General features: G+C 45.0%; 12 protein-coding genes and 1 pseudogene. 6 read left to right on the top strand and 7 right to left on the bottom strand.

What is annotated here, in order from left to right:
• Positions 1–467 precede the first annotated feature (467 nt).
• The 3 genes from ACUVJL_RS20655 to ACUVJL_RS20645 all read left to right on the top strand — a co-directional run bounded on the left by ACUVJL_RS20655 (position 468) and on the right by ACUVJL_RS20645 (position 3,259).
• Positions 468–1,196: a low-complexity tail membrane protein gene (locus tag ACUVJL_RS20655; protein ID WP_445247545.1), complete on the top strand. Its 729-nt coding sequence runs from the start codon at positions 468–470 to the stop codon at positions 1,194–1,196.
• Positions 1,197–1,437: 241 nt separating this feature from the next.
• Positions 1,438–1,662 carry a hypothetical protein gene (locus ACUVJL_RS20650; RefSeq protein WP_445247544.1) on the top strand — a complete coding sequence of 75 codons (225 nt, stop codon included), beginning with the start codon at positions 1,438–1,440 and terminating at the stop codon, positions 1,660–1,662.
• 379 nt (positions 1,663–2,041) lie between these two features.
• Positions 2,042–3,259 carry a glycosyltransferase family 4 protein gene (locus ACUVJL_RS20645; RefSeq protein ID WP_445247543.1) on the top strand — a complete coding sequence of 406 codons (1,218 nt, stop codon included), beginning with the start codon at positions 2,042–2,044 and terminating at the stop codon, positions 3,257–3,259.
• An 847-nt stretch (positions 3,260–4,106) separates the two neighbouring features.
• Here the strand turns inward: ACUVJL_RS20645 and ACUVJL_RS20640 are convergent.
• The 3 genes from ACUVJL_RS20640 to ACUVJL_RS20630 all read right to left on the bottom strand — a co-directional run bounded on the left by ACUVJL_RS20640 (position 4,107) and on the right by ACUVJL_RS20630 (position 7,153).
• Positions 4,107–5,321, bottom strand: a complete 1,215-nt coding sequence (locus ACUVJL_RS20640; protein WP_445247542.1) for a DegT/DnrJ/EryC1/StrS family aminotransferase — start codon at positions 5,319–5,321, stop codon at positions 4,107–4,109.
• A gap of 612 nt (positions 5,322–5,933) precedes the next feature.
• Positions 5,934–6,509, bottom strand: a complete 576-nt coding sequence (locus ACUVJL_RS20635; RefSeq protein WP_445247541.1) for an alpha/beta hydrolase — start codon at positions 6,507–6,509, stop codon at positions 5,934–5,936.
• A 335-nt stretch (positions 6,510–6,844) separates the two neighbouring features.
• Positions 6,845–7,153, bottom strand: a complete 309-nt coding sequence (locus tag ACUVJL_RS20630; RefSeq protein ID WP_445247540.1) for a DUF3493 domain-containing protein — start codon at positions 7,151–7,153, stop codon at positions 6,845–6,847.
• 255 nt (positions 7,154–7,408) lie between these two features.
• On the opposite strand from ACUVJL_RS20630, the pseudogene ACUVJL_RS20625 reads away from it, so the two are divergent.
• Positions 7,409–8,550: pseudogene (locus ACUVJL_RS20625) on the top strand (RNA-guided endonuclease InsQ/TnpB family protein).
• A 125-nt stretch (positions 8,551–8,675) separates the two neighbouring features.
• On the opposite strand, the gene ACUVJL_RS20620 reads toward ACUVJL_RS20625, so the two are convergent.
• From ACUVJL_RS20620 to ACUVJL_RS20610, 3 genes are all read right to left on the bottom strand, one after another.
• A complete protein-coding gene (locus tag ACUVJL_RS20620) occupies positions 8,676–9,908 on the bottom strand; it encodes a DUF445 domain-containing protein (RefSeq protein ID WP_445247539.1) in 1,233 nt (410 codons plus the stop codon).
• Between the two features lie 213 nt (positions 9,909–10,121).
• The gene (gene ubiE, locus ACUVJL_RS20615; protein ID WP_445247538.1) at positions 10,122–10,835 is read right to left on the bottom strand and encodes a bifunctional demethylmenaquinone methyltransferase/2-methoxy-6-polyprenyl-1,4-benzoquinol methylase UbiE; all 714 of its coding nucleotides are present in this window, start codon (positions 10,833–10,835) and stop codon (positions 10,122–10,124) included.
• A 269-nt stretch (positions 10,836–11,104) separates the two neighbouring features.
• The gene (locus ACUVJL_RS20610; RefSeq protein ID WP_445247537.1) at positions 11,105–12,049 is read right to left on the bottom strand and encodes a response regulator; all 945 of its coding nucleotides are present in this window, start codon (positions 12,047–12,049) and stop codon (positions 11,105–11,107) included.
• 156 nt (positions 12,050–12,205) lie between these two features.
• Here ACUVJL_RS20610 and ACUVJL_RS20605 point away from each other — a divergent pair, with 156 nt between their 5' ends.
• Positions 12,206–13,300 carry a RuBisCO accumulation factor 1 gene (locus ACUVJL_RS20605; RefSeq protein ID WP_445247536.1) on the top strand — a complete coding sequence of 365 codons (1,095 nt, stop codon included), beginning with the start codon at positions 12,206–12,208 and terminating at the stop codon, positions 13,298–13,300.
• A gap of 128 nt (positions 13,301–13,428) precedes the next feature.
• On the opposite strand, the gene ACUVJL_RS20600 is transcribed toward ACUVJL_RS20605, so the two are convergent.
• On the bottom strand, positions 13,429–14,445 hold the full coding sequence (locus ACUVJL_RS20600) for a DUF4349 domain-containing protein (protein ID WP_445247535.1): 1,017 nt from the start codon (positions 14,443–14,445) through the stop codon (positions 13,429–13,431).
• Positions 14,446–14,612: 167 nt separating this feature from the next.
• Here ACUVJL_RS20600 and ACUVJL_RS20595 point away from each other — a divergent pair, with 167 nt between their 5' ends.
• On the top strand, positions 14,613–17,072 hold the full coding sequence (locus ACUVJL_RS20595) for an ATP-dependent helicase (RefSeq protein WP_445247534.1): 2,460 nt from the start codon (positions 14,613–14,615) through the stop codon (positions 17,070–17,072).
• Positions 17,073–17,191: the final 119 nt, after the last annotated feature.

Genomic DNA, 17,191 nt, shown 5'->3' with positions numbered 1-17,191 from the left:
GCTCTGCCTCGGCCCAGACTATGGAGGCAGAGCCTCCGGATATGCGTTACCAGGCTCTGCCTGGTAACGAGTATAATCATTTAGGATTGCTGTATTCTCTTCACTCAATACTCCCAAACTCATTACTGGCAACTTTTGTTTTTAACTTATAGCAGAAGCCAGAAGGTTTTAGTTATCTAAAAGAGAAGGAAGAAGCTTTTAGTTATCTAGGAGAGAAGGAAGAAGCAATAAAAGCAAAGATTTCAGCAATTAACAACGTCCTAATCGTCTTGGCTGTTGCTGAAAATTCAAAATTCAAAACTAAAATAAGACTTACGCAAAGCAACCGAGTTTCTTCCCAACAGGTTGGCTGGGATCGCTAGATATGTACTATTCGCAGCGGGTTTCTGGGTCAAGAGTGGCTCTCTGGCTGTCAAAACTCAAAATTCAAAACTCATAACTCATAACTATTTAAAGTGCGTTCTTTTTTGTCAGAGCCTTTTTTGTGGATTCACCTTTCTGGGGTGGCTACACTGCCGATTTTCCTGGGACTGTGCTTGCTGGGACTCGCAGTGGGTTCTCCCCTGCTCCCTGTCTGGTTAGAAATGTTTTTAGTGGCTGTAGCAGGTATTGTTCCTGTGCTGTGGATGCAGTGGTTCCGCCCTTTTTACATTTTTAGTATTTTAGTTGTGGCGGTGAAACCGCAGAATTTAACTTCTTTGCAACAGCGGATTCTGACTCGGTTTAAAACTAAGTTAAATCAAGGAATCGCTCTTTTTGTGGCTGTGAAGCTGGCAGTAATTTTGTGGCAACTCTACCGATTCGCTCCCCTCGCGGCTTCGGTGGCTCCCTTTCCTCCTTCCTGGCGGTGGGCCGGATTGTTGTTGGCAGCTTCTGCTTTTTTAGCTAGCAATTTGTTTTTGCAGGTGTCTGCTAGTGTCATGGCGGTTTTGCTGACGCCGGAATCAGAATTTGCAGCGACAAAGCCTCATGTTTTAGAAAAAATTCGGCAGGATTTTACGATCGCGCCTTGGCAAGTCGATCGACTTTTGCCGGCTTTGGCAGCCGAGACAACTGCCGCTGTGGCTGCACCCGCAGAGTCAATTGGGCCAGCATCCGGCATAGGGAATTCGTCAGCCGACAGTATTGTCAACCCAAAACCTGCTGACACCAACGGCGTTACATCTCTACCCGAACAGTCGAGCGAAAAAAAGTGAAATAAAAAATTAAAATGGGCACAATTGTAGTTTAAGCTACTTTAATTTGTACCGATGTATGCTGTGAAAAAAATAGGTAGTGCCCCTCCTAAGATTGAGATTATTAATAGTCTTAATATTTAAATTTTAATCGCAGGTTGTGGATATTTTATATTGGCTATCTGGAGAGAAGAATCTATAATAGAGAGTGTCAAGGTAAGCTTTCAATCCTTACAGGGGATTAAAACAGAGGTATAAAAATATGGCGAATTATCTACCGCTCGCACAAGAACCTCAAGCCACAGAGCCGATCGAGCTGTGCGAAGATTCTGAAATCTGGGGCAGTCTCAAATCCGCGATCGGCGCAAGTTCAGGATTTCAACGCTGGCAGCTAGAACTCAATTTTGAGCGTCAGCAGCAAAATGCCACCATCGATCAGCAGGTTCGGTCATATCTGCGGGAAACATTAGAAACTTTGGCTTACTGAATGCCCTAAAACCAAATATTGTCACGGTTTGTGAATTTTACAGCCCAATTCTGCTGGCATCCCCTCCAATATGCTATGTGAGTGCCGACAATAAGTGTCGATCGCAACTTCGGGTCTCAAATTGCAGGGGACAGTATTTCTCCTTACTTAGTCGGGATTAATTCCCGCATTCTACTTACAACACACTATCAAAAAAATCAAGAGAAAATTAGCCTGACACCTTCCATACAAAGCGACTGCGGCCGCTATCTATTGACCTGGCTGTTGCCGAAACTCTTTATAATAAGACTGAAGCCAAATAAAATTAACAGTTCGAGAGTGGCAGTACATCAAACCATCCACATAAACCTGATTACACATCTTTGGCACCGCAAATCCTATGAATACTTTACAACCCGAGTTGAGGAAAATTCGCTTAGTCATAGTTCAGTATGCCGGCGATTACGGAGAAGTCTTTGAGTGTTTAGCGAAAGGTGGAAGCGAAACATACTACGCTCAAAAATATTCTGTTGATGCCGTTACCGAGATGGCAAAACGGGCCGAATCAGTAACGGTTATTTGCTGCACGTCACAAGAATTTAACGAGAAGGTTCTAGACAACGGCGTGCGGACGATCGCTTGCGGATTTAGTTACCCAATTAATTCCCAAAAATTGATCGAGTTAATTGCCAAGCAAAATCCGACTCACTTAATCATGCGGACGATTCTTCCCGACGTTTTTAAGTGGGCAATTAAAAATAAAATTAGAACCATCGCCGTATTTGCAGAATCTATTGCCACAAATACTTGGCGCCAGAAAATCCGCAACTATTTCCTAGCTAAGTTGTTTAATAACAAGCAAATAGAATGGGTGGGAACTTACGGTATAACTTCATCTTTATTGTTCAACGAAATTGGAGTAAAACCCGATAAAATAATTCCTTGGGACTTCATGATAGACAGCAATCCAGGTTCTCTTTCGCCGAAAGAAATTTCTGCTGGCATCAAAACTTTGAAACTATTTTATGCAGGCTTGTTAGTACAAAGCAAGGGAGTTGGCGATATCTTAGAAGCCGTAGCAAAGTTAAGAGAGCGGAATATATCAGTTCACTTAAAAATGGCAGGTAAAGGCGAAGAAGAGTTTTTTTTCCAGCAAGTCGAACAGTTGCAAATTAAAGATTCTGTAGAATTTCTGGGAATAGTGCCAACTCAGACTTTAGAACCTTTAATGAGAGAAGCCGATCTCGTGTTAGTTACTAGCCGGCACGAATATCCCGAAGGTTTTCCCCTGACAATTCAGCACGCTTTACGCACTAGAACACCGATAGTAGCTTCGGATCACCCGATGTTTAAAACCCACTTAAAGCACGGTATTAATTCGATGATTTTTGAGGCGGGGAACTCTCAGGCTTTAGCAGAATGTATCGAAAAAGTTATTTCGGATTCAGCGCTTTACCACAATCTTTCTGTCGCTTCTCACTCAACCTGGCATGAGTTGCGTCTGCCTGTCAAATGGGCGGAATTGATCGATCGCTGGCTGGATGATTCCCCTGAAAGCAAACAGTGGTTGTTTGAAAAACGGCTGGCTGCTGAATACTACAATAAATATCTCCCATAACTGCCAAACCTTCTCCCCGCTTGGTTTCTTGTCCGAAGCCCGATCGACGAGGGCTTCGGACAAGAAACCAACGCTTAAATAAGGGTTTGAAGACTACATTAATAACAACTACCAATATTTATGACATTATTTTTACTTTTTTTTTCATTTTGTAGCAACTTTTATGGAGACATACCTATTGCACCTATCCGCCATCGTATTAATCCACAGGCTACCAGAATTACTGGCTCGTAATTATCTGTTTTTAAACGAAATCTTTCTGCGGCCACTAGAAATATTTTTACCAATCTAATTAAATGCTCTACAAAAGATTCTTTTTTTAGCCGTTGAGTAATTTTTGGTTTTTTGAGCCGGAGTAATATCTCGAATTCTCTTTTTTTTGTATGAAGTATCTATTAATAATTCTCTTACATCAGCTTTATATCCTTGAAACCTTTGGGTAGGACTTAGTTCCGAAAGTCTATTTATCCAAATTTTTATGAGTGCAATTAATATCATGTCCGGTCGATTACCTCCGCTTCGCTTCGCCCGAAATCAGGTAGGGGCGGGTAAACCTGCCAATATCTGCCAATAATTGACAATCTCAAAAACCCGCCCGGCCGGGATATTATGGTCAATCGATCGGACATGATATAAGAACGTCCTAATCGTCGGGCGCGATTGCCATAACTTCCTTAGAGAGCGGTTTATTGACTGGTTTCATCTCCCAAATGCCTGGGAAGTTTCCCCACAAAGCTTAACATCATTACCTTGCACAGGCTATTTGAGATTTATGAGAAACAACCCCTAACTGCTTCGCTAAAGGAAGCAGTTAGGAGCTGTTTTAATCGCGGCTTGCTTAAAAACCTTAGCTTGGTGTTGCTCCTGCTAAAACTGGATTTTTAGTTTTGCCGATCGCCAAACATTTTTTAACACCAGCAATTACATCTTCCACATCTGCATCTGTTAATTTTGCCGAAATCGGCAAGCTAATTGTATGCCGTCCGATGTAGCTAGCATTCGGATAGTCTTCCGGCTGCCATCCAAACATTTGTTGATAGATAGGATGTTCCGGCATACTCATGTAATGTACGCCGACACCGATATTTTCAGCATTGATAGCGTTGAGAAACTCGTCGCGGCTGATTCCTGCTTTGTCTTCATCTACCAGAATGGTGTACAGGTGATAAGCATGAATTGTATCCGGTTCGGGGTTCGCGGGCAAAGTAATCGGTAGATCCGCAAATGCTTCGTTGTAGCGCTGCCAAATCTGCTCCCGCCGCTTCCAATAAGGAGCCACTCGTTTCATTTGATGAAGGCCGATCGCAGCTTGCAGATCCATCATATTGTATTTAAAACCGACTTCCACCACTTGGTAGTGCTTGTAACCCGAGTCTCCGAAGCGCTTCCAAGCATCTTTGTCCATACCGTGCAGCGCTAAAATTTTGAGCCTGTTGGCGTATTCTTGAGTGTCGACGACAATCATTCCTCCTTCGCCCGTGGTGATATTTTTGGTAACATAAAAGCTGAAGCATCCGAAGTCGCCAAATGTGCCTGCTTTCCGTCCCTTGTATTCTGTTTCGATCGCGTGAGCGCAGTCTTCAATTAACTTCAAGTTGTGACGGCGAGCAATCTCGCAAAGCGCATCCATGTCACAGGGACGACCGGCAAAATGAACCGGCAAAATTGCTTTTGTTTTTGGAGTTATTTTAGCTTCGACTTGAGCGGGGTCAATATTCATGGTCACCGGATCTACATCCGCCAATACCGGTGTTGCGCCTGCGTGAATAATCGCATTAACTGTGGCACAAAAAGTCATCGGAGTAGTAATGACTTCATCCCCCGGTTTTAACGAAGCAGCGAGGATGCTCAAGTGCAGTGCCGCTGTACAGGAATTGACAGCTATCGCGTACTGGGAACCTTTGTAAGCTTTGAAGTCATTTTCAAAACTCATGACTTTAGGGCCTGTACCCAACCAACCTGTTTTCATGGTTGACACCACTTCTTGAATTTCAGCATCTTCGATCGCCGGAGCACCGAAAACCAAAAAACGGTCTTTTGAACGAATAGGATTGTTGTTCATATTGCCAGTGTTACCCCGTACATAGAGTCGAGCGAGTGAAAGTGTAGACCCCTGAAAAGTAAGATTTTATTGGGATTTGAGGTGCTGTTAATTAATCCAGTCTCTCAGTTTTTTTTTTCAACTTTTTTTAGTCAAGAGTTTTGGGGAATGCGTTGCGTAATGGCATTTGTTATAGCACGAGCTTACTAATGACCAGCCGTTTTTCCCCAAGCGCCTGACTCTGAAAGCGTTTCTCTATATTAAGATAGATAATCTGCAATGTCCACCCGATCGTATTTTAGTTTATGGGGGATACACAAGCTCTTGCCCGCATTTTTTGGTGCACATACTTTTCCTCAGTAATAATACGGGTACTCCTTATAAAGTTTTTGTCACCTATGTAACATCTATCCCGAGATAGATTTTACAGCCAAGTTATAGGATTTGAGATTTGAGATTTGGGAATGACTGATTACGGTCAGGTTTGGAGCTTGTCTACGGTTGCATTCTTTTTTTAAACGGGTGTCAAAATTAGGCAAATTTTGCACAAATAAAATGTGACTCCCCTGTAATTGATGCAGGTTCAGCAACCCAAGTGCGATCGCATAAGTCAACTCTCCTTGACAAAATCCGCTACAATCTAGGCAGGCGAATCTTGTTCAAAATGTCTTGCAGCCGTTCTGAAACGCCACCCAATTGTTCTGACAAAGCTACAAGTTGGCCGTAAGCTTCAACTAAACGATCGCCCTCAACGTAAACTTCTGGAGTCGGATAATTCTTCATCGCTTCCAGCAGCGTAATCTCGTTGTCATTAGTTGCAGACAGCACCAAGGCCTCGCGCAAAGCTTCTCGATTTGCATTCCCAGAAGGAGTGCGAATTACCTGACCCACTTCATCGAGAATTATTTCCCCAACCTTACTGTTGAGCGTCCGATCCAAAAAGCTTTGACTGACTTTGACCGGTCTCGTCAGACTGCTGCGAACCGCTGCCGGGTCTTTCTTTGCTTTTCCCAGTAGCATTTCTAACCCGGGCGACATTTTCCCAGTTTCTGCAAAAATTTCTAATTCGCTGACTGGTAAAGTCAGTCGGAGCGCACTGTATTTGAGCACTACCTTTTCGGCAGCCGCCGCAGCACTGCTGTAAAATACAATTCCCGCGCCTGCTGCTAAAAATAACGTCCACCGCCCTTTGAAAAATGACCGGCTCATAGTAAAATCTCCCAACATCTTTTTCTAATTCGACTGTGACACATCTACAAATCTCCCGCTTCTAGCAAAATGCCGAACGCCAGCTCTTCTATCAGTGAAGGCTGGCGCTGGGCTGAAATTTATTTTATATATTTAGGGTCTTTATGAAGGCTGACCCCAATTGAACGAATTACAAGCGGTTTATGATTAGGGTCTTTAAATTTGCTGACCCCAATTGAACCGACTTTTGTATTATTACAGGGATCGATCGCAAACCAGGATGTCGTTATAATTTCTTTACATTTCTAACTTTTCTTTGCCTCAGATAGATTTTTGTGTCGATTTGTAAATTTTTGTTACTTCCCCTTCGGGGATCGGCCCTCGGCGCGCTGCTCCCAGCGAAACAGGAACACCATCAGAGCCACCACTCCGACTTGGAGGGCAAAATTGGGCAAAGCCGAACCAATTTCGCGGCCGGAGGCAATTTTAGCGAGGAAAACCAAGCCGCCGATAAAGCCGGAAGCGCCGCAAGCTACGTAGACAAACTGTCGCATAGGCCGGTAGGGAGCGGCGATTTCTGCGGTTAAACGCTCGTATTGTTGGCGGCTGAGGTTGCGGGGGTTTTTTGGGATATATGTGCGATCGTCCGAATTTGGGGCTGGCATAGATTTGGGAAATAGGTAAATTAGGATTGGGCGACAAAAACCCGGTTTCTACCAAAATTATTTTTGCTGACGGCGTAAATACAGCCGAAAGACTGGGTGTTTGGTACTGAGTGCGCCGAAGAGATTGAATATTAGACTACCAGAAAAATGGGGTTAGAGCCTCCCTTTTCTAGGGGGACTTTCTCCATGTTTTTGGATAAAACCAACCATTCCTATGATAAACGTTTTATCATAGGCGTACACAAGGAAAACAAGATGCTCACCCTCGAATTCAAGGCTTACGCAAAACCTGATCAGTTCCAGGCAATCGATGAAGCGATTAGAATTTGTCAATTCATTCGCAACAAATCGATCCGGCTTTGGATTGATGGTGGAGCTAAATCATGGTTCGCTCTTTCTAAGTATTGTGCGATTTGGGCTAAAGAATTTGACTTTGCGAACAAGTTAGGCGCGATGGCTCGACAAGCTAGTGCAGAAAGAGCATGGGCTAGTATTTCTCGCTTCAATGAAAACGTCAAAAAAGGAATCAAAGGTAAAAAAGTCGGGTTTCCGAAGTTCCAAAAAAATTGTCGTTCTGTTGAGTACAAAACCAATTCTTGGAAGCTTTCAGAAGATAGAAAATCAATCAGCTTTACCGACAAGTGCGGAATTGGGCGAGTGAAAATGAAAGGCACTCGTGAGTTAGGGTTTTACGCTCCGAGTCAAATCAAGCGGGTGCGGTTAGTCAAGCGTGCAGATGGATTTTATATTCAGTTTTGCGTGTCAGTAGATCGAGTAGAAACGGTTGTAATGACAACAGGCAAAACAGTTGGATTGGATGTCGGGCTGAAAGAGTTTTACACTGATTCAAATGGCGAAATAGCTCCCAATCCTAAGTTTCTGCGTAGAGGTGAAGCACAGCTAAAACGTGCCCAACGTCTTGTAAGCAGGAAGGTAAAAGGTGGGTCAAATCGCCAGAAAGCTAGAGTGATTTTAGGTAAGCGACATCTCAAAATAAGTAGACAGCCGTATTGCACCATGCTATCAAGTTGGCAAGGTGCGTAATCACATCAAACGATGTAGTGGCTTAGGTCGATTTGAGAGTGTCCAACATGGTTAAAAATCACTGCTTGGCAAAATCAATTAGCGATGCTTCTTGGCACCAGTTCAGAGTGTTCTTAGAATATTTTGGAAAAGTGTTTGGTCGGATTACCATTGCGGTGAACCCTGCTTACACCAGTCAAGAATGCAGTAATTGTGGGGAAGTCGTTAAAAAATCTCTATCCACCCGAACCCATATTTGTAAATGTGGATGCGAGATGGATAGAGATCGTAATGCCGCAATTAATATCCTGAATCGCGGGATAGGTACGACGGGGCACGTCGGAACTTCGATCCTAGAGATCGTAAACGCTTAGGGAGACTGGATCTCTGGGTTAGGTGCGGAAACGCTCTTAATTTAAGTCCGATCTATGATCTAAGAATCCTTACGCCTTCAGGCCCAGGAGTGTCAAAACAAATATCTCACAGCTGTCGAAATAAATCACCGCTGAATCCAAACCACAACTGTCTGCAAACAGCCGACAAAAACACCCAAAATGCCTCCTAAATTTACAATTCCCTGCAACTCGCTTTGGACAATTCCCTGAATTGCTAACTCCAACTCTTCAGGAGAAGTACCTTTTACTCGATCGACAATCACCTGGTCAATATTCAAAATCGGGATCGCCTGAGCTACAATATTTTCTAAATCCCGCTCTAGATAGCGCTCTAAAACCAAAGCCAGTTCTTGGCTGACAATTCCGAGGGAAGCGCTCATCACCGCTGAAGTTTGCAATCGCTTCAGAAGCAACCGCGAAATATTTTCCCAGTCAATAGATTTGCTCAACCCGTCAAGTATGTCTGTACCCCGCTCTTGAACGTAGCTGCGAACACTGTCGCGCATAGTTTTTCGCAACTGTCTCACAGTCGAAACTGGTAAATTTTGCATCGACAAATTTTGCAGCCATTCCTGAATTCGCCCGCGAATTCCCAGAGAAATAGTTAACTCTGCTAACCGCTGATTTGTCGCTTCTCTGTCATCGAGACAAAAAGTCCGCAGCCGAGTTAAAGTGTTGCGCAAACCAAACAAATTTGCTACTACCCAATAAGTGCCGCTGGTTTTTTCTCGAAACCCTTCATCAATGATCGAAATATTGCGATCGGTCAAAAAGTCAATTAAAGCCTGCCGCAGCACTTCTGGGGGTATTACTACCTGCAACAACCAATCAGCAAGCTGAGCCGACTGAGATTCTGTTAGCTGAAGCTCCAGCAAAACTTGGTCAAAAATTTGATTGAGCTGAGCTTCTAAAAAATCTTCCCGGCGCGCCAAAACTTTGAGAATTCGCGGCACAGATTCTCCCAGCAAATCTCGCAGAATGTTAGCGAGAATTTTAGCGGTTTTTTGCTCTGCGTCTGCTTTTACCTGATCCAGCGCCAACTGCAACAGCCACAGAATCACCGACTGCATCCGCTCGGTTTGCAGGAGGCGGCGGGCTAAGTTTTGCAGCTCCTCTGGCGTCAGCAGCGAACCCATAATTGTGTCGGAAATTCGCTTTGCCAAGCGCTCTTGATTGCGGGGGATCAAGCCTGGAGTGAAAGGCAACTGCCGCCCTTTGATGTAAATAGCTCGATAGGGGCGGAACAGCATTTTGATAGCTATATCGTTAGTGAAATAGCCAATAATTCCTCCCACTACAGGTGGGGCAACCAACAGCCAAATGTCAGACGGATTCATAAGGGATTAAAAATAGGGTAAGGTGCACACGGAGTATTGCACCATACTGTTAGACGGCTGATTTAAACTGCCAGGATTTTTAGTCAGGTACGCACACTCCTGCGTGCACCCTACACTGAGAGTAATGATTGAGAATACCAGCATTTTTAGTAAGGTGCGCGCACTCCTAGGTGTACCCTACTGTTAGATAGCGGATTTAGACTGCAAACATTTTTAATTTTCAATTCCTTTGGCCAGTACCAATACTCCCATCATAGCTCCAGCAATAGGATAGTGGGTGGCGGCGGCAAATCCGGCTTGTTTGGCGATCGCCACTTGCTGCTGCCCGATCGGGAATTTTTCTAAACTAGGATTAATGTAGGCATATTCTTGAGTCATGCCAAATTGCTGAGCAATGGGCACTACGAGAGTGTCTAGATAAAACTGCTGAAAGCTCCGCATTAGGGAATTGCTGGGGCGGTGGAGGTCGAGAATAGCTGCTTTTGCACCGGGTTTGAGTACGCGGTGCAATTCCTGAAGACTGCGGGGGATGTCTGTCACGTTGCGCAGCCCGTAACCCATTGTGGCGCAGTCGAAGTAATTGTCGGCAAAAGGCAAGTCTAGGGCGTCAGCTTCTACCCAAGAAATGGGACTTGCAGGGGTGAGAAAAGGTCTCGCGCGCCTGGCCGCAACGGCTAATTGTTCGGCAGAAAAATCTACTCCAAATACGCAACCGGTAAGCCCTGCTTGTTTTGCCAGCAGCAAAGCTAGATCCCCGCTGCCGCAGCACAAGTCTAAACAAGTATTTCCGGGGCTGGCACTGCTCCATTTCACCGCCATAAGCTTCCAAATTCGGTGCTGCCCAAAGCTCAACCAGTCGTTCAATTGGTTGTAAACTGGTGCAATTCGATTAAATATAGTTTTAATTTGTTCGGCATTATTAGTCATTACTCATTTGTCATTGCTAATTGGTAATTGGGTAAAGTAATTGGTAATTGGTGATTTGTCACCCGGAACTAATAATTAATCCGTCCATTCATGTCATCCTGTCGCCAGTCATTAATGCTTTTTTATTTGTTAGCTATCGGTGATATTTTGTCTTTAATCATTGGTTGGCTATCCTTTTCGACTCAAGACACAGAGCCGACTAAGGACTGATGACTAAGGACTAAGGACTAATGACTAATGACTAATGACTGATGACTGATGACTAAGGACTAATGACCCTGAAAACTCGTCAATACCAAAGCAACTTCTTGAGCGGCGAGGTGAACTGTTGTGAGTTCGTCGGGACGCAGGGAACAAGGCTGTTTCCACTGGATGGAAATCAGGGCGATCGATCGACCTTTGTGAATCACCGGGACGCTCAGGTGAGCTTGAATGCCGGATTTTTGATAGTGCGGCACGCTCGCTAGGGCTGTGTCGTTCGCAATATTCACAGCACCCTGAATAGTTTGAGAGGCGATTGCCTCTCGAGCCAGAGGGTCATCTGCCAGCCAATTTTCCACAGTTTGGCTGGTGGTGTGACTGCCTTGGACTGGCATTAAAACAGTTCCTTCCACCAGTTGCAAAATGCAAGCATCCGCCAAAAAATTATCGCTTATAGCAGTAGCAATTGGCTGTAAACTTGCTTCCAAACTCGGATAATCCACAGCCGTTTGCATGATTGTTGCTAACAGTTGTATTTGATTTTGGGCGCGGTCCAATTCCTCAGTCCGCTGCTTGAGAACTTCATAAGTCTCGGCCGCCTTTTGCACCACCATTTTCAATTCGTTTGGGTCCCAAGGCTTGGTGATATACTTGTAAACCTGTCCTGAGTTAATGGCATCGACCAAGTCTTCAATGTCCGTAAAACCAGTCAAAATAATTCTGACCGTATTCGGAAACTGGGGCACGGTTTTGCTCAGAAACTCCGTTCCCTTCATTTCTGGCATCCGCTGGTCGGAAATGATGACGGCGACCTCGCCTTCGATGCCGAGGACTTCCAAGGCGCGAATTCCGCTCTCAGCTTTGAACACGTTAAAATCTCGTCGGAAAGTGCGGTAGAGTAAATCCAGATTGTCTGGTTCGTCGTCTACTACCAGCATTTTGGGCTTTTTGGGTCGGTGTAGGGTCATGAGCTGGCGTTTAATTTGATCTAGCTCTGGAATGGCATTATACATAACAATACGATAAACTCCCCTTTGTAAATTTAGGCGAGCAACTATTCTGTAACAATAGTCTCATAACTCACTTACTATCAATCTATCGCTCTGCCGCGACACGAGCCTTGGCGGTCTCCAATCACACATAACTTAGCGCTGGTTTTTGATTCAATTATGACTGATACACCGCAAGATTCATCTCCTTCTGCATCTGCAGCCTCCACCAATGCTGTGGATGTCGAAAAGTTAATTCGATCGCTCCGCCGAAAAGAAGGCACTTGGGTAGAGTGGGGACAGGCCTGCACTGCACTGCTAAAAGCTGGCTACAACTCTCAAAGAATTTTTGAAGAAACAGGTTTTGAGCCAATTCAGCAAAATCAAGTGAGCGTAGCAGCCCAAGTCTACACGAGCATGGTAAATGCTGGGGCTTCAGAGTTGGTTCGATCGCACTTCCTGACCAAAGGTAGTGATATCTTATACGAGTTTCGGATTCTCTCTCAGGTAGAGCGGGCCGGAGCGGCCGCTTTGATGCTAACCCACAATTTGGATGTTGACGATGCTCGCCAAGTTGCTAAAGCGATCAAGGAGTTTTCGCACTTCGGGAGTCTCCCCCAAGGGTTCACAGACACTCCCGGCGATGCTATGGCTTACCAATGCTGGCAATTGGCGAGACAGAAAAGCGATTTGCAAGAGCGATCGCGCTTAATTGCTCGCGGTTTAAAATTAGCTAGCAGCCAAACCGCTAGGGCGCAAATCGAGCAGTTACTCGTCGATTTTACCGTAGTTTCCAGACGGGAAGCGCCCCGCTTGCCTGTCTACCGGCTCGATTCTGAGGAACAATTGCCCCGAGTTGTCCCCGTTGTGGGCAAATTGCCACTCTCTACGACAGATTTGCTGGCAGTGCCTTTGCCGGAGGAAATCGAGCCATTCCGAATGGTAAAATTTTCCGGAGCCGGAGCTTGGGTGGCGATTCCCGGATGGCAGGTAATTTTGAACGCTGAAGATCCGGTGGCGGTTTTGGAAATGAGCGATAGATTGCCGGTACCCCTGCAAGGCAAAGTCGAAGAAGTTTTGATTATTGCCGATCGAGCCCAAAGACAGTGGGATCCTGAGAGTTATTTCCTCGCCGATAACGCGGGCAATTTAGAATTGTACTGGTTTGAACAATCCCCACATATTCCTATTTTGGGGCGAGTTGTGCTGGTGATGCGGCCCAAAAAGATTGTGGATGAAGATTATACCAAAGATGGATGGCAAATTGATGATTAGTCAGTTGTCAGTTGACTGTTGACTGTTGACTGTTGACTGTTGACTGTTGACTGTTGACTGGAAAGCTAATAACAACTAATAACTAACAACTGACAACTGACAACGAACAACTGACAACTAACAACTGACTACTGAGGCGGTTTCGGTTCTGGAGTTGTCGGAACAGAAGGCTGTTTCTTAAACCGATTAAAGCCGTAAACCGCAGCCGCAATTAACAGAAAATAAGGACTATAAGCCAACAGCCAAATACCCAAACCAAACAAACCGAGCGTTAATTCACCCACAGAATGAGTCGCTTTCCCCCAAGTTTCCTGCACCCGCAAACCTAGAGAAGGTTCCGGAGTTTGTTGAGCCGATACAGCTGCTTCTAGAGTTAAGCTAATAGTCGAATAGGCTACTTGATTTCGCAAACTTTTTAACTGCGCGTCAATGCGTTCGATCGACTCCCGAATATTGCTCAACTCTTGAGAAGCTTTGAGAACATCGCCGACAGAACCCGATCGCTCCATAATTTTTAACACCATTTCTTCCGATTTGCGGAGGTTCCGCAGTCTAGCCTCACTGTCAACTAATTGCTCGGTAACATCCTCAGCCGTCAGAGAACGGTTCTCTACAGTTCCGAGTTTTGCCAAAGCCTCTAAAGTAGTTTCTAATCGTTCTTGAGGCACGCGAATCTCCACAGACGCCGTTTGGCGGACACTGGAATCCGGAGGCTTTTGATTTTGGAAACCCAAGATATCGCCTTGCTGTTTTTCGACAATTTTAGTAACAGATTTAGTGCTGGCGTCAATAGATTTGACAACTACACTGAGTTCGGCTTTTTTAATCAGTTGGGGACGGGTTGCCGGAGTTTCTGCTACTTTTTTTGATACAGCAGCAGTTTTTGACCCTCCGGCTGCTGACTGGGCTGCAGGTGGGGGTGGTGGAGCCGATGCGGCAACTTGGTTTTGACGGCTGCTGGGTGAAGCTAAGCTGGGTAAAGCTTCGCTGCGTGTAGCGTTGGGCGGTGGAGATCCGCAGCTAGGCAAAGCAATGGCTGAAGATAAAGTTAAGAATGCCACCACAGCAAAGCGAGTTGTGCTGCTGTTGGTTGGGTTTGGGTTTGGCTTGTGCGGCGAGGAATTGGTTTTGAGGTGAGTTTTCATTGAGAGTTTTTCCTGTAAAAAAAATTTGGGTATTGAATTTTAGGCGGATTTTAATTTAAGCTCAAATAGATAGCGTTAGTTTAGCCGATACCGAAATGGAAACGGTAGAGGTTGAAGATTTTTTTATTTTTAACCGCAGATGAACGCAGATAAACGCGGATGTAATAATGACTGATGAATTTGATTCTGATTTTATGCGATCGACAACGAATATTGATCGCCCTGGCAACATTTCCTCTGGGTTAGACTCTGTGGCCGTTTTGCGAGAACAAGCTTGCCATCAAATTCGCTCATCCTTGCGTGCGGGGCAGCAGGACATGGCGGACTGGAAAGGCGGTCCCCTTGCTGTTTCAGCGGTTCCCGGGGCCGGGAAGTCTACGGGAATGGCTGCTGCGTCGGCAATTGCGATCGCCCGCAACGGGCTTCACAACCGCCGCCAGTTAATTGTCGTGACATTTACGCGATCGGCTGCTGCAAATATTAAAGCTAAAATCAGAGAAAGGTTGGCAGAATTATCTTTATCTCAAGGTGGTTTTGCCGTGCACACTTTGCACGGTTTAGCTTTAAATATTGCGATGCGCCATCCCGATTTGTCTGGTTTAAATTTAGAAAATTCGACTTTAGTGACTCCGACTCAAAGTCACCGATTAATTCGCAGTTGTGTAGAACTTTGGATAGCCGAAAATCCCCGCAGATATCAAGTTTTGTTGGAAGGACAGCAATTCGACGGAGAGGAAACGGAGAGGCTGCGGCGACAATCAGTTTTGCGAACCGAGATTTTACCACAGTTAGCTAAAACTGTGATTCACGAGGCGAAATCTTCTGGTTTGTTTCCCGAACAGTTGTTAGAGATGAGCACTGTTGCTTCTGGGGACGGTTATGAAATTTTAGCGGTAGCTGGGGGTTTATATCAAAAATATCAGGCTTTGTTGAGGAGTCGGGAATTCATCGATTACGACGAGATGATTTTAGCAGCTTTGCGCGTGTTGGACAATCCGAAGGCGAGGGCGATCGAGCAAAAGCAAGTATTTGCCGTTTTTGAGGACGAAGCCCAGGATTCAACACCTTTGCAGACTAAGCTTTTGGAAACATTGGCGATCGATCCAGAGCATCCTAACTCACCTCCCAATTTTATCAGAGTTGGCGACCCAAATCAAGCTATCAATTCTACTTTCACTCCGGCCGATCCCATTTATTTTAACAAATTTTGTGATGAGTGCGAAATCAATAAAAAGTTAGCGACAATGGACAGTGCAGGCCGCAGCACCAAGGTGATTATCGATGCAGCTAACTTTATGTTGCAATGGGTAAATGGCTCGGAATTAGCCAAAATAGAAAAACCTTTTCGCGACCAAACTATTAAGCCAGTACCCAGCGATGACCCGCAGCAAAATGCAAATCCCGCACCCCTTGGTCGAGGCTTAGAATTGTATACTCCCCGCGATATTTACCAGACAGTCGAGTTAATTGGCAAGCGGGTAATTGAGTTAGTTGAGAAATTTTTACCAGCCGATTTGGAAGGGGGAACCAATGAGAATAATCTCGAAGGTGGGGGTGAAGCGAGCGATGGGGGAAATCGGCAAAAGTTGCCGTTAGAAAATCTTAAATCGATGGCTGTTTTGGTGCGAGAAAACAAACAAGGCAAGTTTATCAAAGAAGTGCTGGAAAATCCTCAAAAAAACGGATTAAGCTTTGATTTGCGCAAATACGGGATTAAAATTGAGGATGTGGGAGAGCGCGATCGACATTCTCAAGTACCTTGGGAAATCTTAACACTGCTGCAATTTCTCGATCGCCCGCACTCTCCAGACTACCTGAAAGCAGCATTAAAGATTTTGAGCGATCGGCAACTCATCCCCAAACAAGACTACAATGCTTTTGCTACCAGCCCAGAGCAATTCCTTTACCCAGGTCCCCTAGACCCGCAGCAGTCAGAACCAGTTCGCAAATGCCGCTATTTTTGCTGCGGTTTGCTGCAAGCTCGCTTAGAACTGCCACCCTACCAAATCATATCATTTTTAGCCTTAGCGCTGCAATACGATCAAACAGAATTAGCCACCGCCGACAAATTAGCAGAACGAGTAGCAATCCAAACAGCCGGCAACAATTCAATGAGCAATATTTTGGGTGTAATCAGCGAAATTGTCAGTTCCGAAAGATTTGAACCTGTCGATGCAGACGACAAAATAGAAGAACGCTACACCAGCAAAGGTCAACTAACAATTATTACCATGCACAAAGCTAAAGGATTAGATTGGGATTGCGTTTTTATCCCCTTTTTGCATGAACAAACCATCCCCGGAAATTTGCGAGTTTTGCCGCAAGCTAGATTCTTAGGAGATTTCACATTATCCGAGGTAGCGAGAGCACAAATTAGAGCGAGTTTGCACGAAAAATATCCTTTACCAAATCTGGGCGAAGCCTGGGAACAAGCAGATTACTTGAAAAAAGCAGAAGAGTTTAGATTGCTGTATGTGGCGATGACGCGAGCAAAAAGTTTACTGTGGATGTCGGCGGAGAAGAAAGGGCCTTTTAGTTGGAACAAACCGGAGAATTTGCAGGAGCAAAAACCCTGTCCGGTAATGCCTATTTTAAAGCAGAGATTTCCCGAGAATGCGATATTGTAAAATGTGGGAGGAGTTACTCCAAAAGATTTTTTAAACGAACCGCGAAGACGCGAAGAACGCGAAGATTGAGAAGAGAAGAGAATCTTTAGCAAAAAAACATACCTCTAGGGGCAGGTTGA

Origin of the sequence: Microcoleus sp. OTE_8_concoct_300, assembly GCF_031383065.1 — a bacterium.
Lineage (GTDB): Bacteria > Cyanobacteriota > Cyanobacteriia > Cyanobacteriales > Microcoleaceae > Microcoleus.
Note: the sequence above shows the minus strand (reverse complement) of the source record. Positions and strands in the feature narration are given on the sequence as shown.

What these genes read in the sequence shown, in the direction of transcription:
- ACUVJL_RS20620 (WP_445247539.1), bottom strand. Translation starts at nt 9,908, where the DNA reads ATGAATCCGTCTGACATTTGGCTGTTGGTTGCCCCACCTGTAGTGGGA.
- ubiE (WP_445247538.1), bottom strand. Translation starts at nt 10,835, where the DNA reads ATGACTAATAATGCCGAACAAATTAAAACTATATTTAATCGAATTGCA.
- ACUVJL_RS20595 (WP_445247534.1), top strand. Translation starts at nt 14,613, where the DNA reads ATGACTGATGAATTTGATTCTGATTTTATGCGATCGACAACGAATATT.
- ACUVJL_RS20650 (WP_445247544.1), top strand. Translation starts at nt 1,438, where the DNA reads ATGGCGAATTATCTACCGCTCGCACAAGAACCTCAAGCCACAGAGCCG.
- ACUVJL_RS20645 (WP_445247543.1), top strand. Translation starts at nt 2,042, where the DNA reads ATGAATACTTTACAACCCGAGTTGAGGAAAATTCGCTTAGTCATAGTT.
- ACUVJL_RS20635 (WP_445247541.1), bottom strand. Translation starts at nt 6,509, where the DNA reads ATGAGCCGGTCATTTTTCAAAGGGCGGTGGACGTTATTTTTAGCAGCA.
- ACUVJL_RS20600 (WP_445247535.1), bottom strand. Translation starts at nt 14,445, where the DNA reads ATGAAAACTCACCTCAAAACCAATTCCTCGCCGCACAAGCCAAACCCA.
- ACUVJL_RS20630 (WP_445247540.1), bottom strand. Translation starts at nt 7,153, where the DNA reads ATGCCAGCCCCAAATTCGGACGATCGCACATATATCCCAAAAAACCCC.
- ACUVJL_RS20605 (WP_445247536.1), top strand. Translation starts at nt 12,206, where the DNA reads ATGACTGATACACCGCAAGATTCATCTCCTTCTGCATCTGCAGCCTCC.
- ACUVJL_RS20640 (WP_445247542.1), bottom strand. Translation starts at nt 5,321, where the DNA reads ATGAACAACAATCCTATTCGTTCAAAAGACCGTTTTTTGGTTTTCGGT.
- ACUVJL_RS20610 (WP_445247537.1), bottom strand. Translation starts at nt 12,049, where the DNA reads ATGTATAATGCCATTCCAGAGCTAGATCAAATTAAACGCCAGCTCATG.